General features: G+C 72.6%; 24 protein-coding genes. 11 read left to right on the plus strand and 13 right to left on the minus strand.

Annotation, left to right across the window (positions count from 1 at the left end; all coding sequences use genetic code 11):
• Positions 1 to 43: 43 nt before the first annotated feature.
• The 5 genes from B9O00_RS21840 to B9O00_RS21860 are packed head-to-tail and all read left to right on the plus strand — an operon-like array spanning position 44 to position 4,214.
• Complete coding sequence (locus tag B9O00_RS21840) at positions 44 to 673, plus strand: TRAP transporter small permease subunit (protein ID WP_085124863.1); 630 nt, start codon at positions 44 to 46, stop codon at positions 671 to 673.
• Positions 674 to 676: 3 nt separating this feature from the next.
• Positions 677 to 2,032, plus strand: coding sequence for a TRAP transporter large permease (locus B9O00_RS21845; protein ID WP_085124864.1), 1,356 nt, complete (start codon positions 677 to 679; stop codon positions 2,030 to 2,032).
• A gap of 20 nt (positions 2,033 to 2,052) precedes the next feature.
• Positions 2,053 to 3,450, plus strand: a complete 1,398-nt coding sequence (locus tag B9O00_RS21850) for an amidase (RefSeq protein ID WP_085124935.1) — start codon at positions 2,053 to 2,055, stop codon at positions 3,448 to 3,450.
• Positions 3,447 to 3,626, plus strand: a complete 180-nt coding sequence (locus B9O00_RS21855) for a hypothetical protein (RefSeq protein WP_085124865.1) — start codon at positions 3,447 to 3,449, stop codon at positions 3,624 to 3,626. Before B9O00_RS21850 ends, B9O00_RS21855 begins: the two co-directional genes overlap by 4 nt.
• A gap of 42 nt (positions 3,627 to 3,668) precedes the next feature.
• On the plus strand, positions 3,669 to 4,214 hold the full coding sequence (locus tag B9O00_RS21860) for an SEL1-like repeat protein (protein WP_085124866.1): 546 nt from the start codon (positions 3,669 to 3,671) through the stop codon (positions 4,212 to 4,214).
• A gap of 6 nt (positions 4,215 to 4,220) precedes the next feature.
• Here B9O00_RS21860 and B9O00_RS21865 read toward each other — a convergent pair whose 3' ends face one another.
• The 5 genes from B9O00_RS21865 to B9O00_RS21885 all read right to left on the minus strand — a co-directional run bounded on the left by B9O00_RS21865 (position 4,221) and on the right by B9O00_RS21885 (position 8,305).
• Entirely contained in the window at positions 4,221 to 4,403 is a 183-nt protein-coding gene (locus B9O00_RS21865; protein WP_085124867.1) for a hypothetical protein, read from the minus strand.
• A gap of 54 nt (positions 4,404 to 4,457) precedes the next feature.
• Positions 4,458 to 5,873: a dihydropyrimidinase gene (hydA, locus tag B9O00_RS21870; protein WP_085124868.1), complete on the minus strand. Its 1,416-nt coding sequence runs from the start codon at positions 5,871 to 5,873 to the stop codon at positions 4,458 to 4,460.
• A gap of 17 nt (positions 5,874 to 5,890) precedes the next feature.
• Positions 5,891 to 6,658, minus strand: a complete 768-nt coding sequence (locus B9O00_RS21875) for a hypothetical protein (RefSeq protein ID WP_085124869.1) — start codon at positions 6,656 to 6,658, stop codon at positions 5,891 to 5,893.
• Between the two features lie 142 nt (positions 6,659 to 6,800).
• Positions 6,801 to 7,400 carry a class I SAM-dependent methyltransferase gene (locus tag B9O00_RS21880; protein ID WP_085124870.1) on the minus strand — a complete coding sequence of 200 codons (600 nt, stop codon included), beginning with the start codon at positions 7,398 to 7,400 and terminating at the stop codon, positions 6,801 to 6,803.
• A 302-nt stretch (positions 7,401 to 7,702) separates the two neighbouring features.
• Positions 7,703 to 8,305 (minus strand): PAS domain-containing protein, encoded by a 603-nt coding sequence (locus tag B9O00_RS21885; protein ID WP_159460291.1) that lies wholly within the window; start codon positions 8,303 to 8,305, stop codon positions 7,703 to 7,705.
• A 172-nt stretch (positions 8,306 to 8,477) separates the two neighbouring features.
• Between B9O00_RS21885 and B9O00_RS21890 the strand changes: the two genes are divergently transcribed.
• The gene (locus B9O00_RS21890) at positions 8,478 to 8,666 is read left to right on the plus strand and encodes a DUF3008 family protein (protein ID WP_085124872.1); all 189 of its coding nucleotides are present in this window, start codon (positions 8,478 to 8,480) and stop codon (positions 8,664 to 8,666) included.
• A gap of 11 nt (positions 8,667 to 8,677) precedes the next feature.
• Here the strand turns inward: B9O00_RS21890 and B9O00_RS21895 are convergent, their stop codons facing one another.
• The gene (locus B9O00_RS21895; protein ID WP_085124873.1) at positions 8,678 to 9,079 is read right to left on the minus strand and encodes an SRPBCC family protein; all 402 of its coding nucleotides are present in this window, start codon (positions 9,077 to 9,079) and stop codon (positions 8,678 to 8,680) included.
• Between the two features lie 100 nt (positions 9,080 to 9,179).
• Positions 9,180 to 10,559: an enoyl-CoA hydratase/isomerase family protein gene (locus B9O00_RS21900; protein ID WP_089229695.1), complete on the minus strand. Its 1,380-nt coding sequence runs from the start codon at positions 10,557 to 10,559 to the stop codon at positions 9,180 to 9,182.
• A gap of 349 nt (positions 10,560 to 10,908) precedes the next feature.
• Between B9O00_RS21900 and B9O00_RS21905 the strand changes: the two genes are divergently transcribed.
• The 5 genes from B9O00_RS21905 to B9O00_RS21925 all read left to right on the plus strand — a co-directional run bounded on the left by B9O00_RS21905 (position 10,909) and on the right by B9O00_RS21925 (position 17,801).
• Complete coding sequence (locus tag B9O00_RS21905; protein ID WP_085124875.1) at positions 10,909 to 11,286, plus strand: thioesterase family protein; 378 nt, start codon at positions 10,909 to 10,911, stop codon at positions 11,284 to 11,286.
• A gap of 29 nt (positions 11,287 to 11,315) precedes the next feature.
• Positions 11,316 to 13,463: a thiamine pyrophosphate-dependent enzyme gene (locus tag B9O00_RS21910; protein WP_085124876.1), complete on the plus strand. Its 2,148-nt coding sequence runs from the start codon at positions 11,316 to 11,318 to the stop codon at positions 13,461 to 13,463.
• Entirely contained in the window at positions 13,460 to 14,986 is a 1,527-nt protein-coding gene (locus B9O00_RS21915; RefSeq protein WP_085124877.1) for an indolepyruvate oxidoreductase subunit beta family protein, read from the plus strand. The genes B9O00_RS21910 and B9O00_RS21915 overlap by 4 nt, the downstream gene beginning before the upstream one ends.
• Before the next feature lie 19 nt (positions 14,987 to 15,005).
• Positions 15,006 to 16,691: an AMP-binding protein gene (locus tag B9O00_RS21920; protein WP_085124878.1), complete on the plus strand. Its 1,686-nt coding sequence runs from the start codon at positions 15,006 to 15,008 to the stop codon at positions 16,689 to 16,691.
• Positions 16,692 to 16,766: 75 nt separating this feature from the next.
• Positions 16,767 to 17,801 carry a winged helix-turn-helix transcriptional regulator gene (locus B9O00_RS21925; protein WP_085124879.1) on the plus strand — a complete coding sequence of 345 codons (1,035 nt, stop codon included), beginning with the start codon at positions 16,767 to 16,769 and terminating at the stop codon, positions 17,799 to 17,801.
• A gap of 87 nt (positions 17,802 to 17,888) precedes the next feature.
• Here B9O00_RS21925 and B9O00_RS21930 read toward each other — a convergent pair whose 3' ends face one another.
• From B9O00_RS21930 to B9O00_RS21955, 6 genes are all read right to left on the minus strand, one after another.
• Positions 17,889 to 19,445 carry a class I adenylate-forming enzyme family protein gene (locus B9O00_RS21930; RefSeq protein ID WP_085124880.1) on the minus strand — a complete coding sequence of 519 codons (1,557 nt, stop codon included), beginning with the start codon at positions 19,443 to 19,445 and terminating at the stop codon, positions 17,889 to 17,891.
• A gap of 75 nt (positions 19,446 to 19,520) precedes the next feature.
• Positions 19,521 to 20,273 carry an SDR family NAD(P)-dependent oxidoreductase gene (locus B9O00_RS21935; protein WP_085124881.1) on the minus strand — a complete coding sequence of 251 codons (753 nt, stop codon included), beginning with the start codon at positions 20,271 to 20,273 and terminating at the stop codon, positions 19,521 to 19,523.
• Positions 20,270 to 22,675 carry a xanthine dehydrogenase family protein molybdopterin-binding subunit gene (locus B9O00_RS21940; RefSeq protein WP_085124882.1) on the minus strand — a complete coding sequence of 802 codons (2,406 nt, stop codon included), beginning with the start codon at positions 22,673 to 22,675 and terminating at the stop codon, positions 20,270 to 20,272. The genes B9O00_RS21935 and B9O00_RS21940 overlap by 4 nt, the downstream gene beginning before the upstream one ends.
• Positions 22,668 to 23,429 (minus strand): N-acyl homoserine lactonase family protein, encoded by a 762-nt coding sequence (locus B9O00_RS21945; protein ID WP_085124883.1) that lies wholly within the window; start codon positions 23,427 to 23,429, stop codon positions 22,668 to 22,670. The genes B9O00_RS21940 and B9O00_RS21945 overlap by 8 nt, the downstream gene beginning before the upstream one ends.
• A complete protein-coding gene (locus tag B9O00_RS21950) occupies positions 23,426 to 23,911 on the minus strand; it encodes a (2Fe-2S)-binding protein (RefSeq protein ID WP_085124884.1) in 486 nt (161 codons plus the stop codon). Before B9O00_RS21950 ends, B9O00_RS21945 begins: the two co-directional genes overlap by 4 nt.
• Positions 23,908 to 24,783 (minus strand): FAD binding domain-containing protein, encoded by an 876-nt coding sequence (locus tag B9O00_RS21955; protein ID WP_085124885.1) that lies wholly within the window; start codon positions 24,781 to 24,783, stop codon positions 23,908 to 23,910. Before B9O00_RS21955 ends, B9O00_RS21950 begins: the two co-directional genes overlap by 4 nt.
• Positions 24,784 to 24,917 lie beyond the last annotated feature (134 nt).

The following is a 24,917-nucleotide window of genomic DNA, read 5'->3' on the forward strand; positions in this document are numbered from 1 at the left end:
GTATGACTCCCCCGGCAGGACTCCTGGGAGCGCAGGCGACGGCATGGAACGCTACATCCACATCTGCGACACGATCAGCGCCTGGTTCGGCAAGGCCTTCGCCTGGTCGATCCTGATCATGACCTTCGGCACCGGCTACGAGGTCTTCGTGCGCTACGTGCTGAACGACCCGACCAACTGGGCCTTCGACCTGCAGTACATGATGTACGGCACCCTGTTCATGATGGCCGGGGCCTATACCCTGTCGCGCGACGGCCACGTGCGCGGCGACGTGGTCTACCGGCTGCTGCGCCCGCGCGTGCAGGCCAGCATCGAGCTGGTCCTCTACATCATCTTCTTCTTCCCGGGCATCACGGCCCTGGTCGTCACCGGCTGGAAGTACGCCTCCCGCTCCTACCGCTACCTCGAGGTCAGCGTGATGAGCCCGGCCGGCGTGCCGATCTTCCACTTCAAGTTCATCATGGTCGCCGCCGCCGCGCTGCTGTTCATCCAGGGCACCGCCCAGGTCTGCCGCTGTCTGCTGTGTCTCAAGAACGGCTACTGGCCCGAGCGCGAGGAGGACGTCGAGGAGATGGAGAAGCTGCTCAAGGAAGGCGACGTGGCGAAGGTGCTCAGCCACGGCAGCGAGGCCATCGACATCGTGCGGCCCGAGCAGCCCGAGCGGAGGAGCTGAGCGATGACCGATCCCCAGATCGCCGTCTTCATGCTCGGCATCTTCATCTGCATCATCCTGCTCGGCTTCCCGATCTGCTTCACCCTGATGGCGCTCGGCGTCGGCTTCGGCTACTACGCCTATTACGATCCGGCGCGCATGCACACGATCTTCGACAACCGGATCTTCGACCTGCTGGTCAACCAGACCTATTCGGTCATGTCGAACGACGTGCTGACCGCGGTGCCCCTGTTCCTCTTCATGGGCTACATCGTCGAACGCGCCAACATCGTCTCGCGGCTGTTCTCGACCCTGCAGATCGCGGCGCGGCGCGTGCCGGGCTCGATGGCCGTCGCCGCCCTGGTGACCTGCGCGCTCTTCGCGACCGCGACCGGCATCGTCGGCGCCGTGGTCACGCTGATGGGCCTGCTCGCCTTCCCGGCGATGCTGAAGGCGCGCTACGACGCCAGCTTCGCGTCGGGCGTGATCTGCGCCGGCGGCACGCTGGGCATCCTGATCCCGCCCTCGATCATGCTGATCGTCTACGCCGCGACCTCCGGCGTCTCGATCGTCCAGCTCTACGCCGGCGCCATGCTGCCCGGCCTGCTGCTCGCCGGGCTTTACATCCTCTACGTCGTCGGCCGCGCCTGGCTCAATCCGAAGGTCGCGCCGCCGCTGCGCAAGGAGGACATGGAGGAGATCTCCACCGGCCGCCTGCTGCTGATGCTGGCGACCTCCTTCGCGCCTCTCGCCGTGCTGATCCTCTCGGTGCTCGGCGCCATCCTGTTCGGCCTCGCCACCCCCTCGGAGGCGGCCGCGGTCGGCGCCCTCGGCGGTCTGATCCTGGCGGTCGTCTACCGCGCCCTGACCTGGGACCGGCTGCGCGAGTCGGTCTACCTGACGGTGCGCACCTCGGCGATGGTCTGCTGGCTGTTCGTCGGCTCCTGGACCTTCGCCTCGGTGTTCTCCTACCTGGGCGGCGAGCAGCTGATCGGTGATTTCGTGCGCGGCCTGGACATCTCGCCGCTGGCCTTCCTGATCATGGCGCAGATCATCATCTTCCTGCTCGGCTGGCCGCTCGAGTGGTCGGAGATCATCATCATCTTCGTGCCGATCTTCCTGCCGCTGCTGCCGCACTTCGGCATCGATCCGCTGTTCTTCGGTATCCTGATCGCGCTCAACCTGCAGACTTCGTTCCTGACGCCGCCCATGGCGATGTCGGCCTACTACCTGAAGGGCATCGCGCCACCGGAGGTCCAGCTGGTGCAGATCTTCCGGGGCTGCATGCCGTTCCTGTTCATGGTCGTGATCTCGATGGCCATCCTCTACCTCTTCCCCGGCATCGCTTTCTGGCTGCCGGCACTGGTCTACGGGCACTAGACGATGATGGACGGCGCATGATGACCGACGTGACCAGACTTCCCGTCGTCGAGCTGCGCGACCGGCTGGCCGCCGGCGCGCTCTCGGCGCTCGAGGTCGCCGAGGGCTTCCTGGCCCGCTGCGAGGCCGTCGAGCCCGAGGTCCGGGCCTTCGCCTTCCTGGACCCGGAACACGTCCGGGCGCAGGCGCGCCGGCTCGACGAGCACCGCAAGTCGGGACGGCCGCTCGGCCGGCTGCACGGCCTGCCGGTCGCGCTCAAGGACACCATCGACACCGCCGACATGCCGACCGAGAACGGCACGGCGGTCGACAAGGGGCGGCGCCCGGAAGAGGACGCCGTGGCGGTCTCGCGCCTGCGCCAGGCCGGGGCGCTGATCTTCGGCAAGACCGTGACGACCGAGCTCGCCTACTTCGCCCCTGGCCCGACGCGCAACCCGCACGACCTGGAACGCACGCCCGGCGGCTCGTCCCAGGGCTCGGCGGCCGCCGTCGCCGCCGGCATGGCGCCGCTCGCGGTCGGCACGCAGACCGCCGGCTCGGTGATCCGCCCGGCGGCCTTCTGCGGCATCGTCGGCTTCAAGCCCAGCTTCGGGCTGATCCCGCGCAGCGGCGTGCTGACCCAGTGCCGGGAGCTCGACACCCTGGGCACCTTCGCCCGCGACCTGGAAGGCGCCGCCCTGCTGGCGGAGGGGCTGCAGGGCCACGACGAGGGCGATCCGGACACCCGGCCGCTCGCCGCCCTGCCGCTGCTCTCGGCCTGCGGCGAAATGCCGCCCTATCAGCCGCTCTTCGCCTTCGTCAGGGGGCCGACCTGGGACCAGGCCGCCGCCGACACGGTCGAGGCCTTCGCCGAGCTGGCCGGGGCGCTGGGCGAGATCGGCGGCACGGGGCCGGACGGCGAGGGCATCTGCGACGAGGTCGAGCTGCCCGAGGAGTTCGCCGAGGGCATCGAGGCGCAGCTGCGCCTGCAGCACGTCGGCATCGCACGCAACTACGGCCACTACCTCGACCGCCACGGCGAGCTGATGAGCCCGGTGCTGCGGCAGGCCGTCGAGCAGGGCCGGGCGCTCTCGGCGATCGAGTTCCTCAACGCCAAGGACTGGGCCGCCGTGCTGCGCGACGGCCTGGACCGCCTGTTCGAGCGCTACGACGCCATCCTGACGCCGGCGGCGCCGGGCGAGGCGCCGCGCGACCTGGCGATCACCGGCAAGCCGGCGTTCAACGCGCTCTGGACCCTGCTCGGCCTGCCGGCGGTGACCCTGCCGCTGCTCGCCGGCGAGAACGGCATGCCGCTGGGCGTGCAGCTGGTCGGCCGCAAGGGCGAGGACGAGCGGCTGCTCAGGACCGCGGCCTGGCTGCAGCGCAGCCTGACGGCCGACGACGCATCGACAACGACCCGGGAGGCGAAACTGGCATGACCCCGCTCGACAAGGTGCTGGCGCTGCTCGCCATCGTTTCGTTCATCGCCTTCATGGGCATCCTGGTCGCCTTCGTGCCGCAGGTCGACCTGATCGTCGTCGTCTTGATCGGCGTGGGCCTTGCGCTCTACGACTTCTATCGGACGGCACAGGGCCGGGTGAACAAGAAGATGTAGCCGGCCCGAGCTGCGCCGGCGGTCCGGGGGAGAGGCACGAGGATGACGCTCACGGGGATCTACAGGCTCGGCTGCTGCCTGCTGCTGCTGGCGCTCGGCGGCTGCGTCGGCGCCGCGATGGAAGGCGCCAACATCACCAAGGACAAGGTCGTCTACGAGAAGCACATCGACGCGGCGCGCGCCGGCAAGGCCGAGGCCGAGTTCGAGGTCGGCCAGGCGCTGTGCTGCTCGATCGGCGACCGCCAGGGCTTCTACGACACCCGCGCGGCGACCGACTGGCTGTGCAAGGCCGCAGGCCAGGGCTACGCGCCGGCCTCCCAGAAGCTCGGCCAGATCTACTCCGGCAACGTCGTCCAGGGCGTGCGCCTGATGCGGCGGATCGCCGAGAAGATCTCGGACCGCCCGACCAACCTGCCGCTCTCCTACACCTGGCTGAAGGTCGCCGAGGGCCAGGGCTCGAGCGATGCGGCGGAAGACGCCAAGGAGCTCTGGTCCGGCCTGAACGAGCTGCAGAGGACAAAGGCGCGCGCGCTGATGCAGAGCCCGAAGCCCCTGCCCTGCCGCTGGGACGAGGTCTTCCCGCAGTAGCGGCGCTCAGCCCGCCACCGGCCGCGGCTCCCGGGTGCGGCCGCGGCGCACCGGCCTGATCGTGCCGGCGAGCGCGCGCAGCAGCCGGCCCCGCCCCGCCCAGGCGGCGCGCAGCAGGCCGAGGCCATGGGTCCGCGGCACCGGCTGGCCGGCGACGGCGAGGCCGAGCAGGCGCCGCAGCCGGCGCACAGGCCCCGCTCGACGACCTCGGTCAGGCTCTTCGCACGCCGCCGCACGAGGCATTCACGAAGACGGAGGCCCGAGCCGGTCGCAAGGCAGGAAGCGGCCGCGTCCGTAGGCCTCGCTGACCCGGCCGCGGTCCCAGATCCGCTCGCCGCGCGACAGGGTGACGACCGGCCAGCCCTCGAGCTCGCGGCCCTCGTAGGGCGTGTAGTCGCAGGCGTCGTGCAGCTCGGCGTGGCGGATCGTGACGCGCTTCGCCGGGTCCCAGATCGCGATGTCGGCGTCGCCACCGATCGCGAGGCCGCCCTTGCGCGGGTAGAGGCCGTAGATCCGCGCCGGGTTGGTCGAGGTCGCGGCGACGAACTGCTGCAGGGTCAGGCGGCCCTTGCCGACGCCCTCGTGGAACAGCAGCGGCAGCCGGGTCTCGATGCCGGGCACGCCGTTGGCGACCTTGCGGAAGTGCAGCTCGTCGCCGTGGGCACGCTTGCCCTCCCGGCCGTCGAGGCGGTAGGCGCAGTGGTCGGACGAGACCAGCTGGAAGGCGCCCTGGGCGATGCCGCGCCACAGCGCGTCGGCGTCCTGCGGACCCCGCGGCGGCGGCGAGCAGATGAACTTGGCGGCCTCCCAGCCCGGCCGCTCCAGGTCGGCCTGGCCGAGGAACAGGTACTGCGGGCAGGTCTCGGCCAGCACCGGCAGGCCCCGGTCCTGGGCCCAGCGGATCTGCTCCAGGGCCTGGGCCGAGGAGACGTGGACCAGCAGCACCCGGGCGCCGGCGACCTCGGCCAGCGCGATCGCCCGGTGCGTCGCCTCGCGCTCGACGGCCGGCGGCGCGGCGCGGCCGTGGGCGCCGAGCCCGACGTCGCCGGCGCGCTCCAGCCGCTCGGTCATCCAGTGCACGCAGTGGCCGTTCTCGGCATGGACCATCAGCAGCGCGCCCTCACGCCGGGTCAGGTCGAGCAGCTCCAGGATCGGCTCGTCCTCGAGCATGTAGCCGGGGTAGGTCATGAAGACCTTGAAGGAGGTGTAGCCCTCGGCGATCAGCGACGGCAGCTCCTGGCCGACCACCGAGGCGGTCGGCTGGCGGATGATCAGGTGGAAGGCGTAGTCGATCAGCGAGCGGCCCTCGGCGCGCCGGTGGTAGTCCTCCAGCGACTGGCGCAGCGGCCGGTCGGGCACCTGGTTGGCGAAGGGCAGGATCGTCGTCGTGCCGCCGCAGGCGGCGGCGCGGCTGGCGCTGCGGAAGTCGTCGGCGTGACGGGCGCCGGCATAGGGCGGCTCGTCGACATGGCAGTGCGCGTCGACGCCGCCGGGCAGCACCAGCAGGCCGCACGCGTCGATCTCGTCGCGGCCCGGCGGCAGGTTCTCGCCGATCGCGGCGATACGCCCGCCGGCGATCGCCAGGTCGGCGACGAAGCTCTCGCCCGCGGTCGCCAGGGTACCGCTGCGGATCACCAGGTCGTAGCCCGTCTCGCCCATCGCCGCCCGCATCCTTCTTACAGCAGCTCGTTGAACAGCAGGTCCGGCAGGCTGTCGCGCCGGCGCATCAGCTCGTAGCCGCCGTCCGGGCCCAGCAGCCCCACCTCGGGTCGCAGCCGGCCGTTGTTGGCGGTCAGCTGATCGTAGCTGTAGGCACCGACGTCGAGGAAGGCGATCAGGTCGCCGACGCCCGTGCCGGCGGCGAGCCGCCGCTCCGGCGGCAGGCGCAGCAGGGCCTTCTCCAGCACCGCGCGCTGGCCGGCCAGCGCCGTGCCCGCGGCGAGCAGCGACTGCAGCAGCGCCTCGCCCTCGACGTCGTGGAAGGCGTCGCCGCTGTCGCACAGCGGGCCGACCAGCCGGAAGGCCGCCTGCCCGGACTCGTCCAGGCGGTTCGCCGTGACCGCGTGGTAGTACCATTTGTTGGCCAGGCTCTCGATCAGCACGTTGTAGCCGGCGTCGAGGATCAGCCAGTCGCGCCCGGCCCGATGCTTGGCGCCCTCGACCCGCGCCAGCAGCACCGCCGCCTCGCCGACCAGGCTGCGCCCGGGCTCGAACAGCAGCTCGACCTGCTGGCCGAGCGCCGCCTGGATCGCCGGCACCACGACCTCGGCCACGGCGTCGGGATCGGCCTCGGCCAGGAAGAGTTCGTCCTGGGGCGCGTGCGCGGCACCGCGCAGGTCGGGGATGGCGAAGCCGCCGCCGAGGTTGAGATGCTGCACCGTCTGGCCGAGCGCGACGCCACAGCCTGGTCGAGGCCCACCTGGCGGAAGGCTCGCTGGTCGCACCCGTCCCGACCCAGCTGCCGGCCGAGGCCGTCTTCCAGCTGGTCATGCCACGGGGCGGCCGCCACGGCCCGAGGCCCGGCTGATGCGCGACTGGCTGTTCGGGACGGCCCACGAGGGGCCGCCCGAGCGCTCGCTGCCGGGATCAGCCTGACGCCCGCCTGTAGCGCCAGACCGTCGCCGGATAGACGTTCCAGGGCACGAAGGCCGTCCGGTCGACGACGACGCTGGGGCCGAGGTCGGTCACCGGCGGGCGGAAGAAGTAGGTGAACTGGATGAACTCCGCGGCCGGCGCATGCCGGTCGAAGAGCGCCGTGCGCAACAGTCCCTGGCGCAGTGCGACCGGCTGGGTCAGCAGCGGCAGGCTGGAGACGACCGCCTGGACGCCCTCGAAGGGCAGGTCGGCGAGGTGGCGCTCCAGCTCGAAGGCGCTGTCCAGGCGGACCAGCAGGCCGGGGAAGGCGCTGCGCAGGAAGCTGGCGAACTCCGGCGCGATCTCCAGCGCGACGATGCGGTCCGGCGCGAAGCCGCGCTCGATCAGGGCGTGGGTGACGACGCCGGTGCCGGGGCCGAGCTCGACGACGCCGCCGGGCCGCGCCGGGTCGAGGGTCCGCACCATGGCCCGTGCCAGGGCGGCGCTGCTCGGGATCTGTGCGCCGGTGCGCAGCGGATCCTTGACGAAGCGGCGGAAGAACAGGCGGTTGCCGTCACGGCCGAGACCGCTCAGGCGTAAGGACGACGACATCTCTCGGCTCCCGTATCGTGCCGCAGGAGGCCTGGAGCCTCCCCGCCACATCCGGAAACCGGACGCGTCGGCAGACAATCCGACTGTAGGTTGAGCATCGGCGCCCTTTCAACAAGACAGACATCGCAATCGCGCCGGCGCGCACGGAAACGGCCGACGGAAAGACAGTGGTCCAGAATGTCCGGGCCCGTGAAGCGGGCCCGGCGGTGCAGGATCGTTCCCGCAGGAACATGGCAGCAGGCGGGCACTCTGCTCAAGGGGCAGTCGGCGCAGGGGTGCCCCGCCCGCCGTCCCGGCCGCTGTCAGCAACCTCGCAGGGGCATGTAGTGGATGTCCAGCTCGGGAGCCGGGCTGCCCGAGGCCGGCGTCCGCCACTCGATGTCGGTGATGCCGATCAGGCCGACGACCTCGTCCGATTCGCCGTCGCCCAGCGGCAGCAGCAGGCGGCCGCCGACCGGGAAGCGGTCGTTGGCGCGGTAGATCAGGCCATGCATGTAGACGGCGCAGCCCCCGTCGATCAGCGGCTGCCAGCGCTGGATCACCAGGCACGCCTTGTCGGGGGCCATCAGCTCGGTCAGGAGCGCGCCGCGCATCGAGCGGCCCTTGAAGATCTCCTCGATCCTCGCGCCGGCCAGGCGATAGCGCCAGACCGCCGGCGGCGGCACCCGATCGGCCAGGTAGATGCGGTCGAGCGCCCAGCCGAGATCGAGCGGATCGATCGCCTGGCGCGTCGGCCATCGGCCGTCCAGGCACTTCGAGCGCCAATAGGCGAGCAGGCGCCGGAGCCGCTCCTCGACCATGACCTCGAAGTCGGGAGTCGACCAGTAGCGCGCCGGATCGTCGGGATCGTCGGTCGGCGCCGCGATCCGCCGCGACGAATCGGGCGTCGTCTCCTCCCTGTGCAAAGGCCTGCGTCCTCGCCCCTCCGGCCAGCTCCGGCCGCCGCCGCCCTTGTAGCGCCTTTTGCCGCTGCTGTTGAAGGCCGAAGGCGCCGACCATCTCGGCCGGCGAACCGCTGCGCCGGCCGGGCGTTCCCTGGCTTGTCGGAGGGTGCGGGGCCCGATGGAGAAAGCGATCATGCCCGCCAAGTCCCAGTCCCAGCAGAAGGCCGCCGGCGCGGCGCTCGCCGCCAAGCGCGGCGAGACCGAGGTCGGCGCGCTCAAGGGCGCCTCGAAGTCGATGTACGAGTCGATGAGCGAGCAGGAGCTCGAGGAGCTGGCCTCCGGCAAGCGCCGGGGCAAGCCGGAGCACAAGTCGAGGTCGTGACGGCCCGCCGGTCAGCCGGGAGGCGCGCCGAAGGCCCGCCGCATGGCGGCCGCGGCCTGCTCCATCAGGCCATCGACGGTCCCGGCGAGGCCGTCGGGCAGGAAGTCGGCGACCCAGACCAGCCGGCTCTCGCCGGGCCCGACCTCGAAGACCTGGAGCGAGGCGTTGTGGTGGCTCAGGCGACCGCCGACCGCCGCCCAGACGAGGCGCCGCGCCGCCTCGTCGAGGTCGACGATCAGCTCGCGGACCACCAGGCCGCCGGCGAAAGTGACAAGGCGCGAGCCCTCCTCCAGCCGCGTGTCGACGACGAAGCCCGGCACCAGCCGCTCGTGCAGCGCCCCGACGTCGCGCACCGCGTCCCAGACCGCCCCGGCCGGACCGGCGACCCGGATCTCCTTGCGCAGCGAGGCCATGGCGGCCGCCCCCTTGCTCGTGGAGCTGCTTGGCTAGCACGCTCCCCGGGGCGGCGGCTGGCGGGAAACGGACCCGACAGATGCCCGGCCGGGCCTTCGCTCAGGCGGCGCGGTTCTGGGCGTTCCAGAAGCGCTCGAGGTTGCTGATCAGCGCCGGCGAGAAGTGGCAGAAGGCCTGCTCGCGGGCATAGACCGCCATGAAGGCGCGAAACTTCCCGAGCGGCTCGTCGGCGATGCGGAAAGCCCGGCGGTTGGCCGCGGCGCTGACCACCCCCGAGGTGGTCAGGCGGGTCGTGACCTCGTCCAGCGTCGCCTCCAGCTGCCCGGCCGGCACGACCTCGTCGCAGACCCGCCGCCCGTCCGGGCTGTCGAAGTCGAGCCGCTGGTCGTACATCACCAGGCGCCGCGCCAGCCGGTCGCCGACGAAGCGCTGCAGGCGCAGGTTGGCGGCACCCGGGATGATGCCCTCCTTGCGCGCCGGCAGGGTCATGTAGCCGTCCTCGGCGCCGATGATGTAGTCGGTGACCAGCAGGTACTGGCAGCCGCCGCCGATCGCGAACTTCTCGACCAGCGAGACCCAGGGCTTCTCCAGCGTGTCGCCGGTCTCCTCGTCGGGCGAGACCGCCTCGTGCGCCAGACCCCGGTAGATCTTGTTGATGAAGCCCATCTCGCGCACGAGGTACCAGAGATAGGGGATCTGGCCGTAGTAGAGCCGGGTCAGGTTGATGCCGGTGCAGAAGACGTTGCGGCCGTCGTACTTGCCGCCTTCGATGGTGGCGCCGCGCAGCACGCAGATCGAGGTCCGGGGGTCGAGCAGCGCCAGGTCGACGGCGGTCTCGACCTGGTGGACCGTGCTCTCGTCCTCGGCGTTCAGGAAGCGCGGGTTCTTCATGTAGACGGTCGAGACTGCGCCCTTGCGCTCGTAGACCGCGGTGCCGAGGTCGATCCGCTCCTCGCGCTCCAGGCGCGGCGCCAGCGCCAGCGCCTCGGCGCGCGGCAGCAGCATGGCGTGGCAGAGATGCAGGCCGCAGTCGGGATCGGCGAGGAAGGCGTTGAACAGCAGGCCCTGGTCGATCTCGTGGCCGTCCTTGTGCTTCTGCGGAAAGCGGTCCTCGGCCTCGATCCGCGCCCGGGTCGGCGCCAGCCCCGGCACCGCCTCGGCGGCGGCCTCGGCCAGCGCCTCGACCCGGCGGTGGCGCGTCAGGCCGTCGGTGAGCGACCGGTAGAGCGCCGCGCCGTGGGCGGCGAGGAAGCGGCGCCGGGCGGCGCGCGCCGTCTCGAGCAGGCTCTCGGCCAGGCGCTGCTGCTCGGCCGAGCGGTCGCGCTTCGCCGGCAGGCCGTCGAGCAGCGCCAGCCCCTCGAGCCAGAAGCCCGAGAAGCCGGCCGCGTCGGCCCGGTAGTCGCCGGCCGGCGCCGGTGCTCCGGCGGTCCAGGCGGCGACCGCCGCCGGCGTGGTGTTCTGGCTCTCGGACCCGCTCATGGAACGCCCCCCGCTGTACATCGAGACTGGTCGGCCGAGCATAATAGTTCAAATTAGCAAGTTCAATCCGATGCGGCGGCGCCGACGACCGGCGCATCTCCGGCGGGCAGGCGCGGCCGGGCAGGAGCGGCCGGCCGTGCCGGCGATCCCCCTCTCCTGTCGCGGACGGCAAGGGAAGCGCGACGCCGGGGCCGCCTCACCGGTCTCGCCTCCGCTTGCGGTAACTCGGTGGGAAAACCGGGCGTTTCGACGCGAAGTTCGAATGAAGCTGGCTCGCACTTGCATAGGTGAACCGCCATCCGCATACTTCGCCTCGAAACGAGAAGACCCGGAGGGAGGCGGCGGCGGCATGATCGAGGTCGGGGCGAAGGAGACGCGGAGCGTCGTGGTCGACGACCGGCGCGCGGTCAGCTTCATGGGGCCTGAGCTGCGCGTCTACGCGACTCCGGCGATCGTCGCCGACGTCGAGATGGCCTGCCGCGACCTGCTGCTGACGGGCCTCGAGCCGGGCTGGGACAGCGTCGGCGTGCGCGTCGAGATCGATCACCTGGCCTCGGCTCCGCTCGGCGCCGAGGTCCGCATCGGGGTCGCGGTGACCGAGGCGTCGGAACGCCGCGTCGGCTTCTCCGGGACGGTGCGCCACGGCGACACGGTCCTGGCGGAGGTCAAGCACCAGCGCGCGGTGGTCTCGCTCGAGCGGCTGAAGCAGCGCCTGGCCAAGCAATAGGCCGGGGCGGCGGCAGGGGGAGAGCGGCCATGCCCGAGCGGTCCTTCGCCGAAGAGGTCAGGCAGCTGGAGATCGGCGCCGGCGAGACCTTCGAGGGCGAGGGCATCCTGGCCGTGACCAAGGCGCTGCTGCAGTCCGGCGTGTCTTACGTCGGCGGCTACCAGGGCGCGCCGGTCTCGGCGCTGGTCGACGTGCTGAGCGACGCCCAGGACCTGCTGGCCCGGCTCGGCATCCACCTGGAGACCTGCGCCAACGAGGCCGGTGCCGCCTCGATGCTGAGCGCCTCGATCAACTACCCGATCCGCGGCGCCGTCACCTTCAAGTCGATCGTCGGCACCAACGTCGCCTCGGACGCGCTGTCGAACCTCAGCTCGCCGGGCGTCACCGGCGGCGCGCTGATCGTCGTCGGCGAGGACTACGGCGAGGGCTCCTCGATCATCCAGGAGCGCAGCCACGCGGTCGCCATGAAGTCGCAGTTCTGGCTGCTCGACCCGCGGCCCGACCTGCAGAAGATCGTCGACCTGGTCGAGCAGGCCTTCGAGCTGTCCGAGGCCAGCAGCACGCCGGTCATGATGGAGCTGAGGATCCGCGCTTGCCACATGACCGGGCGCTTCGAGGCCAGGGACAACCGGGCGCCGCGCTTCTCGACCCGCGACCTGCTGCCCGGCCCGGTGTTCGACAAGGACCGCATCTCGCTGCCGCCGGCGACCTACGTGCAGGAGAAGCTGAAGACCGAGGTCCGCTGGCCGGCGGCCCAGAGGTTCATCGCCGAGCGCGGCCTCAACGAGGTCTTCGCCGGCGAGGCCGAGGCTCAGGAGCTCGGCCTGATCCTGCAGGGCGGCATGTACAACAACGTGATCGCCGCGCTGCGCGCCCTGGGCCTGGCCGACGCCTTCGGCAACAGCCGCATCCCGCTGCTGGTGCTCAACTGCGTCTATCCCCTGGTGCCGGACGAGGTCGCCGACTTCTGCTGCAGCCGCAAGGCCGTGCTGGTCGTCGAGGAGGGCCAGCCGAACTTCATCGAGACGGCGGTCAAGGCGCTGCTGTCCGACGCCGAGCTGGCGACCCGGGTGCACGGCAAGGACTGCCTGCCGATGGCCGGCGAGTACGTCGGCGCGGTGCTGCTCGACGGCCTGGCGAAATTCTTCGCGAAGGCGCGAAGCACGGCGGTGCCGGCCGGCGCCGCGGCGGCGCGGGTGCGCGCCGTCGAGGAGAGCCGCCGGCAGGCCCTGGAGGTCCTCGGCGCGCCGGTGCCGACGCGGCCGCCCGGCTTCTGCACCGGCTGCCCGGAACGGCCGGTGTTCAGCGCCATCAAGCTGGTCCAGGAGCGGGTCGGCCCGGTCCACGTCAGCGCCGACATCGGCTGCCACTCCTTCGCGACGCTGGAGCCCTTCAAGGTCGGCAACACGATCCTCGGCTACGGCCTCGGCCTGGCCTCCTCGACCGGCCTGTCGTCGATGATGCGGAACCCGGTGGTCTCGATCATGGGCGACGGCGGCTTCTGGCATCAGGGCCTGACCACCGGCATCGCCAACCACGTCTTCAACAGGGACGAGGGCGTGCTGCTGATCCTCAAGAACGGCTACTCCTCGGCGACCGGCCACCAGCACATCCCCTCGACCGGCAGCAACTCGCGCGACCAGGCCAGCGGCATGGACATCGAGGCGGCGCTGAAGGGCGTCGGCGTCGACTGGATCCGCACGGTCGACAGCTACCGCGTCGGGCGCATGGTGACCGCCCTCAAGGAGGCGGTGCTCGCCCGCGGCAAGGGCCTGCGCGTGATCATCGCCGACGGCGAGTGCATGCTGGCGCGGCAGCGCCGCGAGAAGCCGGCGACGGCGAAAAGGCTGAAGGCCGGCGAGCGGGTCGTGCGCACCCGCTTCGGCGTCGACGAGACGACCTGCACCGGCGACCATTCCTGCATCCGCCTGTCGGGCTGCCCGACCCTGACGGTCAGGTCGACCGGCGATCCGCTGCGCCGCGCCCCGGTCGCCCACGTCACCGACGGCTGCGTCGGCTGCGGCAACTGCGGCGAGGTCGCCGAGGCGGCGGTGCTCTGCCCCTCGTTCCACAGGCTGGAGATCGTGCAGAACGCCGGCTGGCCGGAGCGCCTGCTCGCACGCCTGCGGCGGCGCACGATCGCCTGGCTGCAGCCCGGGGCGAAGGCCGGCGCATGACCGCCGGGAGCCCGCGCAACGTCGCGATCCTGATCGCCGCGCTCGGCGGCGAGGGCGGCGGCGTGCTGGCCGACTGGGTCGCCGCGGTGCTGCGCGATGCCGGCTACCTCTGCCAGACGACCTCGATCCCCGGCGTCGCCCAGCGCACCGGCGCCACGACCTACTACATCGAGTACTGCAGCGTGCCGCTCGCCGAGCTCGGCCGGCGCCGGCCGGTCTTCGCCCTGACCCCGGTGCCCGGCGAGGTCGACGTCATGCTGGCCTCCGAGCTGATCGAGGCCGCCCGCGGCGTGCAGAACGGCTACGTCACGCCCGAGCGCACGACGCTGATCGCCTCCAGCCACCGGATCTACGCGACCGCGGAGAAGATCGCCCCCGGCGACGGCCGCTTCGACGACGGCCGGGCGCTGAAGGCGGTCCACGAGCTGGCGCGCCGGGCCGTCGTCTTCGACATGGCGCGCGCGACCGAAGCGGCCGGCACGGTGATCAGCGCCGTGCTGCTGGGCGCGCTCGCCGGGGCCGGCGCGCTGCCGGCCGGCCGCGAGACCTTCGAGGCGGCGATCCGCGCCGGTGGCCGCGGCGTCGAGGCCAGCCTGAAGGGCTTCGCCCTCGGCTTCGAGGCGGCGCGGGGCGAGCCGCCGGCGACGGCCGGCGCCGATCCGGAACCGAGCGGACCCGCGACGGCGCCCGAGGACTTCCCGGTCGAGACCCGCTACGTCGTCGGCCAGGGCCTGGCGCGCTGCCGCGACTACCAGGACCGCCGCCACGCCGAGGCCTACCTGGCGCGCTGCCGGGAGATCCTGGCGCTCGACCGCCGGCTCGGCGGCGCCGACCGCGGCTGGCTGCTGACCAACGAGGCCTGTCGCTTCCTGGCGCTGCGCATGACCTACGAGGACGTGATCCGGGTCGCCGACCTGAAGTCGCGGCCCGAGCGCTACGCCACCCTGCGCCGCGAGAGCAGGTCCGGCGAGCAGCCGCTCCGCATCACCGACTTCTTCAAGCCCGGCCCGGAGGAGCTCTGCGCCCTGCTGCCGGTCGGCCTCGCCGAGCGCTTCCTGGCGGCGCTGCGGCGGCGCGGGCTGGAACGGCGCTTCCATCTCGGCCTGCCGCTGCGCAGCGACACGGTGACGGGCTTCCTGCTGCTGCGCCTGGTCGCCCGGCTGCGCGGCCTGCGGCGCGGCTCCTGGCGCTGGGCGCAGGAGAGCGCGGTGACCGGGCGCTGGCTGGCGGCGACGACGGCCGCGGCGGAGCTCGACTACGCCTTCGGCGTCGAGGCCGCGCGGACCGCCGACCTGGTCAAGGGCTACAGCGACACCTACCGCCGCGGCCTGGAGAGCTTCGACCGGCTGCTCGCCGGCCTGGTCGAGCCGGCGATCGCCGCCGGCCGCCAGGACGCGGCAGGTCTGGCGCGGGCCCGGACCGCAGCCCTCGCCGACCCCGAGGGCGGGGCCCTGGAGCGCTACCTCGCCGAGCTGGAGCAGCCGGCGGCGGCCGGTGCGCCGGAACGCCGCGCCGTCGGCTGACGCAGGCAGGGAAGGGGACATGACGCCTGCGACGACGCCCGGCACCGAGCCCGACCGGAAGCCGCCGGCGCCATCCTGCGTCGCCGGCCCGAGCGACGGCCCGCTGCTCGACACGACGATCGGGCAGGCGCTGCGCCTGACCACCGAGCGCCACGGCGGGCGCGACGCGATCGTCAGCGTCTTCCAGCGGCAGGCCCTGAGCTACGCCGGCCTCGACCTCGCGGCCGACCTGGTGGCGGGGGCGCTGCTGGCGCGGGGCATCCGGCCCGGCGACCGGGTCGCGATCTGGAGCGCCAACCGGATCGAGTGGCTGATCGCCCACCACGGCGCCGTGCGCATCGGCGCCATCGTGGTCACGGTCAATCCGGCGTTCCGCAACGAGGAGCTGGCCTACATCCTGGAGGACTCGGGTGCCCGGCTGCTGTTCGCGGCGCCCGGCTTCCGCAGCTTCTCCTTCACCGCGGCCGTCGCGGCGGTCCGGCCGCGCCTGCCGGCCCTGGAGACGGTCGTCGTCTTCGGCGACGATGCGCCCGAGGGCATGGAGAGCTGGACCGGCTTCCTGGACCGCGACGCGGACCCGGCGGCAGTCCGCGCCGCCGAGGCCGCCGTCGCGGCCGACGATCCCTGCAGCCTGCAGTACACCTCGGGCACCACGGGCCGGCCGAAGGGCGCCCTGCTGACCCACCGCAACATCCTCAACAACGGCTACTTCGTCGGCCTGCGCCAGCACCTCGGGCCGAAGGACCGGATCTGCCTGCCGGTACCCTTCTTCCACTGCTTCGGCGTGGTGCTCGGCGGGCTGGCGGCCCTCGTCCACGGCAGCGCCCTGGTGCTGCCCGGCGAGTCCTTCGATCCGATCGAGACGCTCGCCGCCATCGCCGCCGAGCGCTGCACCGCGCTCTACGGCGTGCCGATGATGTTCATCGCGCTGCAGGGCCATCCCGAGTTCGGCCGCCACGACCTGTCGACGCTCAGGACCGGCTGCATGGGGGCGGCACCCTGCCCGCTCAAGACCATGACCGACGCGGTCGAGCGCATGCACATGCGCCAGATCACCGTGGTCTACGGCATGACCGAGACCTCGCCGATCTCCTTCCAGTCGCTGAGCAGTGACGACCTGGAGACACGGATCTCGACGGTCGGCGCGATCCAGCCGCACCTCGAGGCCAAGGTCGTCGATCCGGTGACCGGCCGGACCGTCGAGCGCGGCCAGCGCGGCGAGCTCTGCGTGCGCGGCTACTCGGTGATGCGCGGCTACTGGCAGCGCCCCGAGGCGACGGCCGAGGCGATCGACGCGGAGGGCTGGATGCACTCCGGCGACCTCGCCGTGATGGACGGGCGCGGCTACGTGCAGATCGTCGGCCGGCTCAAGGACACGATCATCCGCGGCGGCGAGAACGTCTACCCGCGCGAGATCGAGGAGTTCCTGCTGACCCTGGCGCCGGTCGCCGAGGCCTACGTCTTCGGCCTGCCCGACGAGCGCTACGGCGAGGAGGTCTGCGCCTGGATCCGCCTGAGGCCGGGCGCCGAGACCGATGCGGAGGCGCTGCGCGAGCTGTGCCGCGGACGCATCGCGACCTACAAGATCCCGCGCTCGATCCGCTTCGTCGAGGCCTTCCCGGCGACCGCCAGCGGCAAGGTCCAGAAGTTCCGCATGCGCGAGGAGGAGCTGGCGCTGCGCGGCGAGGCGCCGGAGCAGGCCTGAACCCTCCGGCCTGAACCCTCCGGCCTGAGCGCCGCGCCCTGGACTCCGGCGCCGAAACGGGCGACCAGGGAGCCGATGGAAGCGCACTGGACCCCGATCACCCCGGAAGCCGCGCGCCACGCGCCGGACAGCGCGGCCGTGCGTCCGGACAAGACCGCGCCGGAGGGCTTCGAGCGGGATTCGACGATCTCCGACACCCTGCAGATCCTGGCCGACCCCTGGCGCTTCCTGGTGATCCGCGAGGCCTTCTTCGGCGCCCACCGCTTCGGCGAGTTCGCCGGCCAGCTCGGCATCCCGCGCGCGACCCTGGCCAAGTGCCTCGCGCGCCTGGTCGAGAGCGGCATCTTCGAGGAGCGCCCGCTGGCCGCCGGCAGCTCCTGGAAGCGCTACCTGCTGTCGGAGCGCGGCCGCGACCTCTATGCGATCTTCCTCGGCCTGATGTGGTACGGCGACAAGTGGCTCTGCGAGGGCCTGCCGCCGGTCGCCCTGTTCCACCGGCCGACGCGCCGCTGGTTCTCGCCGCGCATCGTCTGGGAGCACGACCTCTCGGCGGTCGATCCGCGCAGCGTGTTCTTCCGCATCCGCGAGGGCTACTGGCGGCCGCGCCAGGCGCGGGCCGAGCGCAGCCGGCGCATGTCGCGCTCGGCCGAGCCGCGCGGCCGGCGCCCCTCCTCGGTCGAGCGCACCCTGTCGATCGTCGGCGACCGCTGGACCTTCCTGATCCTCCAGGAGTTCTTCCACGGCAACAAGCGCTTCGAGGATTTCTCGCACAACCTCGGCATCGCCTCGAACATCCTGGCCGACCGACTGAACAACCTGGTCGCCGGCGGCCTGATCGAGAGGCCGTCCGAGGGCGCCGGGCGCTACCTGCTGACCCGCAAGGGGCTCGACATCTACGGCCCGATGATCCTGATGAAGAGCTGGGGCGACCGCTGGTGCCGTAGCGAGGCGGAGATCACCTCGCAGTTCGTCGCCCGCGCGAGCGGCACCGTGACCCGGGCGATCGTCGTGGTGCCGGGCCAGACCACGCCGATCAGTGCGCGGGACGTGGGCTACATGACGACCTACGCCCTCGACGACTCCGTCAGCCGGACGACTGCCAGGTCGTGACCCGCTCGCCATCCCCGCCCCCTCTGTCGTCATCCCTGCCTTCGTGGGGGACGACGAAGGAGAAGAACGGAAACGACGGCGCGGTCCCTACTCCAGCGTCTCCTTCAGCCTGAAGCGGATGATCTTGCCGGAGCCGGTGCGCGGGATCTCCTCGACCAGGCGGACCAGGGCCGGCACCTTGTAGGCCGAGAGGTAGGTGCGGCAGTGCGCCAGCAGCGCCTCGACGTCGACTGCCCGCTCGGGCTGCGCCACGACGAAGAGCGCCGGCACCTCGCCGAGGTGCTCGTGGGCCATGCCGACGACGGCGCAGTCCAGCACCTCCTCCCAGAGGTTGACGACCTCCTCGATCTCGGCCGGCGCGATGTTCTGGCCGCCGCGGATGATCAGCTCCTTGAGCCGGCCGGTGATGGTGATGAAGCCCGCGGCGTCGCGCTTCGCGAGATCGCCGGTGTGGTACCAGCCGTCGCGCAGCGCCGCCGCCGTCTCGGCGGGCTTGTCGTGGTAGCCGAGCATGACGTTGGGCCCGCGCACGATCAGCTCGCCCTCGGCGCCGGCCGGCACCTCCGCGCCGCTCAGCGGATCGACGATCCGGACCTCGAGCCCGGGCAGCGCCGGGCCGCAGGAGCCGGGCACCCGCTCGGCGCCGAGCGGGTTCATCGTCACCATGGTCGAGGTCTCGGTGATGCCGTAGCCGTCGAGCAGCGGCACGCCGAAGCGCTCCTCGAACTCGCGGTTGAGCGTCGCCGGCATGATCGCGCCCGCCGAGACGCAGACCCGGAGCGCCGGGAAGCGCAGGCCGGGCTGCTGCTGGGTCGCCTGCAGGAAGTAGTGGAACATCGTCGGCACGCCGGGGAAGAAGCTGTAGGCGCCGCTCTGCAGCAGCCGCACGGCCTCGCCGGTCGAGTACTTCTCCATCAGGTACTCGCTGGCGCCGACCGCCAGGATCGAGAGCACCGAGAGATTGAGCGCATAGGAGTGGAAGAGCGGCAGCGGCGACAGCACGGTGTCGTCGCGCGCCAGGCCGGCGAGCGGCGCCCAGCAGGCCGCCGTCACCCAGAGCATGCCGTGGACGGTCAGCAGCACGCCCTTGGCCCGGCCCGTCGTGCCCGAGGTGTAGAGGATGAAGGCCGGCACGTCGATGTCGCGGGGATCGCGCGGCGCCGAGGCCGGCTCGCGCGCGGCCAGCTCGGCGAAGCGCAGGCCGCCCGGGGTCTCGGCCGCCCGCTCCGGGCCACGCTCGACCAGGATCGGCGCGATCGCCTCCGGCACCTCGCCCCTCAGGCCGTCGAGCAGGGCGACCCGCTCGTCGGTCGTCACCACGGCCCGGCAGCCGGCGTCGGCCAGCCGGTAGGCGACCTCGCCGGCCGTCGCGTCGTAGCTGATCGGCACGGCGACGCCCCCGGCGCGCACGACGGCGAGGCAGCTCTCGACCCACTCGACCGAGTTGGGCAGGAAGATCGCGACGCTCTCCCCCGGCTGGACGCCGAGGTCGGCGAGGTGGCCGGCGAGCCGTCCCGTGACGGCCTCGAGGTCCGCGTAGGTCACGGCCGAGCGGGCGTCGCGGAAGGCGATCCGCTCGCCCTGCGCCGTCGCCTGGCGCTCCAGCAGCTCCGGGACCGGCGCGATCAGTTCGCTCTGAAACACCTTCTCCTCCTCCCTGGCTGAACGGCGGTGCGAGGGCCCTCGCGCGTCTTGCCGCGCGCCCCGGGGCCCCAAAGCTCACACCATCGAGAAGCCGCCGCTGATCGAGATCGTCTGGCCGGTGATCCAGCCGCCCTGGGCCGAGGCCAGCAGGGTCACCAGCGGCGCGATGTCGTCGGGCTGGCCGAGCCGGCGCAGCGGATAGAGCCGGGTCAGCTTGTCGCGATTGGCCTCGACCCAGCTGCGGTCGTGGGCGGTCTCGATCAGGCCGAGCGACAGGGCGTTGGCGGTGACCCCGGAGCGGCCGAGCTCGCGGGCCAGCGACTTCATCAGCGCGACGACGCCGGCGCGCGCCGCGGCGACGATCGAGAGGCCCGATTCGCCGACCCGCGAGGAGTCGCCGATCAGGCTGATGATCCGGCCCTGGCCGCCGGCCTCCAGGTGGGGTGCCGCGGCATGGCAGCAGTGGATCGCGCCATAGAGGCAGGTGTCGATCTGCCGGTGCCACTCCTCGGGAGTCGTCTCGACGAAGCGCTTGCGCAGCGCCAGGCCGGCGTTGTTGACCAGCACGTCGAGGCCGCCGAGGTCCTTGGCGACGGCCGCGACCATCGCCCTGACCGCCGCCAGGTCGGCGACGTCGGCCTGGTAGGCCTTGGCGCGGCCGCCGGCCCGGGTGATCTCCTCGACCACGGCCGCCGCCGCCTCGGCCGAGCCGCGGTAGTTGACGGCGACGGCGGCACCCTCGGCCGCCAGGCTGACGGCGATCTCGCGGCCAACGTCGCGCGCGGCGCCGGTGACCAGGGCGACCCTGCCCTCCAATCCGAGCTTCATCTTTCCTCACCCGTGCTCTGGTTGTCCTGTCTCTGCTGTGCCCGCTCGATCAGCCGGAACAGCCGCTCCGGCGTCGCCGGCAGCTCGTCGATGCCGATGCCGAGCGGCGCCAGCGCGTCCGAGAGCGCGTTGGCGATCGCCGCCGGCGCGCCGATCGTGCCGCCCTCGCCCATGCCGCGGAAGCCGCCCAGCGTCGCCGGCAGCTCGCCCTCGACGTGCAGCACCGTCATGGGCGGCACCTCGGGCGCCGAGGGGATCAGGTAGTCGACCAGGCTGGCGGTCAGGTTCTGGCCGTCGGCGTCGTAGACGACCTCCTCGTAGAGCGCCGCGCCGACGCCCTGGGCGACGCCGCCGTGGACCTGGCCGTCGACGATCATCGGGTTGATGATCCGCCCGCAGTCCTCGGCGACCAGGTAGGCGCCGAGCGTGACCCGGTAGGTCTCGGGATCGATCTCCAGCGTGGCGACGTGGGTCGCCGAGCTGGTCGTGCCGTAGTAGGGATCGTAGAGCCGCGTCGCCTCCAGCTCCTCGCGCTTGTCGTGCGGGATCCGGCCGATCTCCGAATAGACCGCGCGGGCGATCTCGCGGAAGCTCATCGAGCGGTCGGTGCCGGCAACGGTGACCCGGCCGTCGCGCGCCTCCAGGTCGGCCTCGGCCGCCTCCAGGAGGTGCCCGGCGGCGCGCAGCAGCTTCTCCCTGACGACCCGCGACGCCAGGATCGCGGCGCCCCCGGCCAGGACCGCGCCGCGGCTCGCGTAGGTGCCGGTCGCGTTGGGCACGGCGTCGCTGTCGCCCTGGACGATGCGGATGTCCTCGAGGCGCGCGCCGAGCTCGTCGGCGACGACCTGGGCCAGCGTCGTCTCCAGGCCCTGGCCGTGGGAGGCGATGCCGACCGCCGCCGTGATGCCGCCGGTCGAGTCGATGCGGACCACCGCGGTCTCGGTACCGGTGTTGATCGGCATGCCGGGGGCGACCGAGATCTTCGAGCCGATGCCGGTCAGCTCGGCATAGGAGGCGAGGCCGATGCCGAACCAGCGGCCCTCCGCGCGGGCCTGCCGCTGCTTCTCGCGCAGCGCCGGGTAGCCGGCGCGCGCGCAGGCAGCCTCCAGGCATTCGGTGAAGCCGGAGCGGTCCCAGACGATCCCGGAGCCGATCTTGTAGGGGAAGTCCTCCGGTCGCACGAAGTTGCGCAGGCGGATCTCCTTCGGGTCGAGCCCGAGCTTCCGCGCCGCCAGGTCCATCAGGCGCTCGGTCGCGAAGACCGCCGCCGGCCGGCCGACGCCGCGATAGGGCCCGGTCGGTGCCTTGGAGGTCGCGACCGCGCGGACGTGGGCCTCGTAATGCTCGATGCGGTAGGGCCCGGGCAGGAAGCCGACGACCTGGACCGGCTCCAGCCCGGCGGTCCAGGGATAGATCGAGTAGGCCCCGGTGTCGCCCAGCACCTCGGCCCGCAGCGCCAGGACCCGGCCCTCGGCGTCGAGCGCCATCTCGGCCTCGACGATCTCGTCGAAGGCCTGGCTGGTCGCGGTCAGGTCCTCCAGCCGGTCGCTCGTCCACTTGATCGGCCGGCCGAGCCGGCGCGCCAGCAGCGAGACCAGGATCTCCTCGGGATAGAGCGAGCCCTTGCCGCCGAAGCTGCCGCCGACGTCGGGGGCCACGACCCGCAGCCGGTGGCCCGGCAGGTCGAGCGCCTCCGACAGCGCGTCGCGGACGATGCCCGGAATGCCGCTGGCGCTGTGCAGGGTCAGCGCGCCGCGGCCGGCGTCCCACTCGGCGAGGCAGGCCCGGTTCTCGATCGCCCCCGGGCTCTTGCGGCGGAAGCGGAAGCTGCCGCCGACCCGGTGGGCCGCGGCGGCGAAGGCGGCCTCCGGCTCGCCGCGCCTGAAGCGGCGCTCGACCAGCACGTTCGTGCCGATCTCCTCGTGCAGCAGCGGCGCGTCCCCGGCAGCCGCCGCCTCGGGATCGATCACCGTGCCGAGCGGCTCGAAGTCGATGTCGACCAGCTCCAGCGCGTCCTCGGCGAGGTAGCGGCTCTCGGCGGCCACGGCGACGACCGGCTCGCCGACGAAGCGCACCTTGCCCTCGGCGAGCGGTCGCAGCGGCGTGCCGTGGTAGCTGGCCATGCGCGAGGCGGCGACCAGCGGCTTCGCCAGGCCCTCGAGGTCGGCGGCCGCGACCACGGCGACGACGCCCGGCGCGCCCCGCGCCGCCTCCAGGTCCAGCCCGCGGATCCGGGCGTGGGACATGTCGCTGCGCCGGAAGGCGACGTGCAGCAGGCGCGGCGGCGCCAGGTCGTCGACGTAGCGGCCCTGGCCGGCCAGCAGACGCGGGTCCTCGGTGCGCCGGACCCGCGCGCCGACGCTCTTCGGCCGCGCCGCCAGGGTCTCGACGGGCTCAGTCATAGGCCTCTGGTCCCTTGCGCAAGCTCCGCCACTGCGCCTCGTCGTGGCCGCAGAGCACCGTGGCGCCGCCGGCCTCGAGGCGCCGGATCTCGTCGAAGGTCCTGGCCAGCTGGTCGGCGCTCCAGGTGTTCTTGGGGATGATCTCCCGGTCGAGATTCTCGCGGAACGGCACGGCGTCGGAGGCGAGCAGGAAGGTGCCGCTGCGCTCCAGCGTCGCCAGGGCGCCGATCAGGCCCGCCGTGTGGCCGGGCAGCGGCAGCAGCACCAGGCGACCGTCACCGAACAGGTCGCGCTGCCCGGCGATCGCCTCCAAGGGCATCGGCTGGTCCCAGTCCTGCGGGAAGTAGCCGGCGGCCGCGGCCTCCGGCGCGCGCGCGGCCGCCAGCTCCTTCTCGTGGACCACGACCGTCGCCTTGCGGAAGTAGCCGTTGCAGCCGCAGTGGTCCGGGTGGAAGTGCGAGTTGACCACGACGTCGATGTCGTCGGGCGACAGGCCGAGCGATGCCAGGCCGGCCGGCAGGGTGTCCGTCTCGTCCATCAGCGGCACCATGGCGCGGGCCAGCTTGCCCCAGCGCGCCTCGGGGTCGCTGCAGACGGAAGGGTGGCAGCCGGTGTCGAACAGCACGTTGCCCTGGGCGTGGCGCAGCAGCAGGCAGGAGACCGGCAGCTCGACCGTTTCCTCCCGGTCGGCCGCCGGGAAGTAGATGAACTTCTTCATGCGCAGCCGGCCGCCGGACAGCACGTGCATCTTCATGACGAGGGCTCCCTCCTGCGCTGCGCGGCGGCGCGAACCGCCGCGACGATGTGCTCGTAGCCGGTGCAGCGGCAGAGGTTGCCGGACAGGCCCTCGCGGATCTCGGCGTCGCTGGCCAGCGGATACTTCTCGATCAGGTCGAGCGCGGTCATCAGCATGCCCGGCGTGCAGAAGCCGCACTGCAGGCCGTGGTGCTCGCGGAAGGCCTCCTGCAGCGGGCTCAGCGCCTCGGCCGGGCCCAGGCCCTCGACCGTGACGATCCGGCAGCCCTCGGCCTGCACCGCGAACATCAGGCAGGCGCGCGCCGTGCTGCCGTCGACCCGGACCGTGCAAGCGCCGCAGACGCCGTGCTCGCAGCCGACATGGGTGCCGGTCAGGCCCAGGACCTGGCGCAGGAAATCGCTGAGCAGCAGGCGCGGCTCGACGGCCTCCTCGACCGGGCTGCCGTTGACCGTCATGCGGACCAGGCGCTTGCCGCTCATGCCCGGCCTCCCGCGGCCTGCGCCGCCGCCTTCTCCAGGGTGCGCCGGACCAGCACGCCGGCGAGGTGCCGGCGGTAGTCGGCCGAGGCGTGGAGGTCGGTGTTGGGCTGGACCCGGCGGCGCACCGCCTCGGCGGCGGCCGCGAACAGCTCGGCCCCCGGCGCCTCGCCGTCGAGCAGCGCCTCGGCCGCCCCGGCGCGCAGCGGCGTCTCGTCGACGCCGGTCAGCGCGACGTGCGGCTCGGCGATCCGGCCGTCCTGCAGGCGCAGCGTCACCGCGGCGGCAGCCAGGGCGAAGTCGCCGCTGCGCCGCGCGACCTCCTCGAAGGCCCAGCCGGAGCCGGCGGCCGGCCGCGCGAAGGCGACCTCGATCAGCAGCTCGTCCTCGGCCAGGCCGGTCGCCAGGGGACCCAGGAAGAAGTCGCGCGCCGCGATGCGCCGGCCGCCCGAGGGCGAGGCCGTCGCGATCTCGGCGTCGAGCAGCAGCGCCATCATCGGCAGCTCGGCCGCCGGGTCGGCGTGGCTCAGGCTGCCGCCCAGGGTGCCGCGGTTGCGGATCGCGAGATGCGCGACCTCGGCCATGGCGGCGCTCAGCACCGGCAGATGCTCCCTCAGCTCCGGCGCGGTCTCCTGGCGGTGGTGCCGGGTCAGGGCGCCGACCCGGATGCGCGCCGGCTCGACCGCGATGAAGTCGAGTCCGGGGATGCGGTTGATGTCGACCAGCAGCGCCGGCTGCAGCAGGCGGAAGTTCAGCATCGGCACCAGGCTCTGGCCGCCGGCGACGATCTTCGCCTCGCCGCCGGCCCGGGCCAGCGCCTCGAGCGCCGCCTCGACGGACTCGACCGCCAGGTAGTCGAAGGCCGCCGGCTTCACGACCCGCCTCTCACCGGCCCCCGGGCCGCCGCCAAGGGCCGCCGACTGGTCTGGATGACGGTTCCGCTCATGACTCCCTGGCGCAGCGAGCGGCTCGTGGCGGCCGCCTTCGTGACTTTCATTACAAGACTATC

Source organism: Tistlia consotensis USBA 355, assembly GCF_900177295.1.
Classification (GTDB): domain Bacteria; phylum Pseudomonadota; class Alphaproteobacteria; order Kiloniellales; family DSM-21159; genus Tistlia; species Tistlia consotensis.

Coding starts and splice junctions, on each gene's coding strand:
- B9O00_RS21840 (WP_085124863.1), top strand. CDS start 44: ATGGAACGCTACATCCACATCTGCGACACGATCAGCGCCTGGTTCGGC.
- B9O00_RS21845 (WP_085124864.1), top strand. CDS start 677: ATGACCGATCCCCAGATCGCCGTCTTCATGCTCGGCATCTTCATCTGC.
- B9O00_RS21850 (WP_085124935.1), top strand. CDS start 2,053: ATGACCGACGTGACCAGACTTCCCGTCGTCGAGCTGCGCGACCGGCTG.
- B9O00_RS21855 (WP_085124865.1), top strand. CDS start 3,447: ATGACCCCGCTCGACAAGGTGCTGGCGCTGCTCGCCATCGTTTCGTTC.
- B9O00_RS21860 (WP_085124866.1), top strand. CDS start 3,669: ATGACGCTCACGGGGATCTACAGGCTCGGCTGCTGCCTGCTGCTGCTG.
- hydA (WP_085124868.1), bottom strand. CDS start 5,873: ATGGGCGAGACGGGCTACGACCTGGTGATCCGCAGCGGTACCCTGGCG.
- B9O00_RS21880 (WP_085124870.1), bottom strand. CDS start 7,400: ATGTCGTCGTCCTTACGCCTGAGCGGTCTCGGCCGTGACGGCAACCGC.
- B9O00_RS21890 (WP_085124872.1), top strand. CDS start 8,478: ATGCCCGCCAAGTCCCAGTCCCAGCAGAAGGCCGCCGGCGCGGCGCTC.
- B9O00_RS21895 (WP_085124873.1), bottom strand. CDS start 9,079: ATGGCCTCGCTGCGCAAGGAGATCCGGGTCGCCGGTCCGGCCGGGGCG.
- B9O00_RS21900 (WP_089229695.1), bottom strand. CDS start 10,559: ATGAGCGGGTCCGAGAGCCAGAACACCACGCCGGCGGCGGTCGCCGCC.
- B9O00_RS21905 (WP_085124875.1), top strand. CDS start 10,909: ATGATCGAGGTCGGGGCGAAGGAGACGCGGAGCGTCGTGGTCGACGAC.
- B9O00_RS21910 (WP_085124876.1), top strand. CDS start 11,316: ATGCCCGAGCGGTCCTTCGCCGAAGAGGTCAGGCAGCTGGAGATCGGC.
- B9O00_RS21915 (WP_085124877.1), top strand. CDS start 13,460: ATGACCGCCGGGAGCCCGCGCAACGTCGCGATCCTGATCGCCGCGCTC.
- B9O00_RS21920 (WP_085124878.1), top strand. CDS start 15,006: ATGACGCCTGCGACGACGCCCGGCACCGAGCCCGACCGGAAGCCGCCG.
- B9O00_RS21925 (WP_085124879.1), top strand. CDS start 16,767: ATGGAAGCGCACTGGACCCCGATCACCCCGGAAGCCGCGCGCCACGCG.
- B9O00_RS21935 (WP_085124881.1), bottom strand. CDS start 20,273: ATGAAGCTCGGATTGGAGGGCAGGGTCGCCCTGGTCACCGGCGCCGCG.
- B9O00_RS21940 (WP_085124882.1), bottom strand. CDS start 22,675: ATGACTGAGCCCGTCGAGACCCTGGCGGCGCGGCCGAAGAGCGTCGGC.
- B9O00_RS21945 (WP_085124883.1), bottom strand. CDS start 23,429: ATGAAGATGCACGTGCTGTCCGGCGGCCGGCTGCGCATGAAGAAGTTC.
- B9O00_RS21950 (WP_085124884.1), bottom strand. CDS start 23,911: ATGAGCGGCAAGCGCCTGGTCCGCATGACGGTCAACGGCAGCCCGGTC.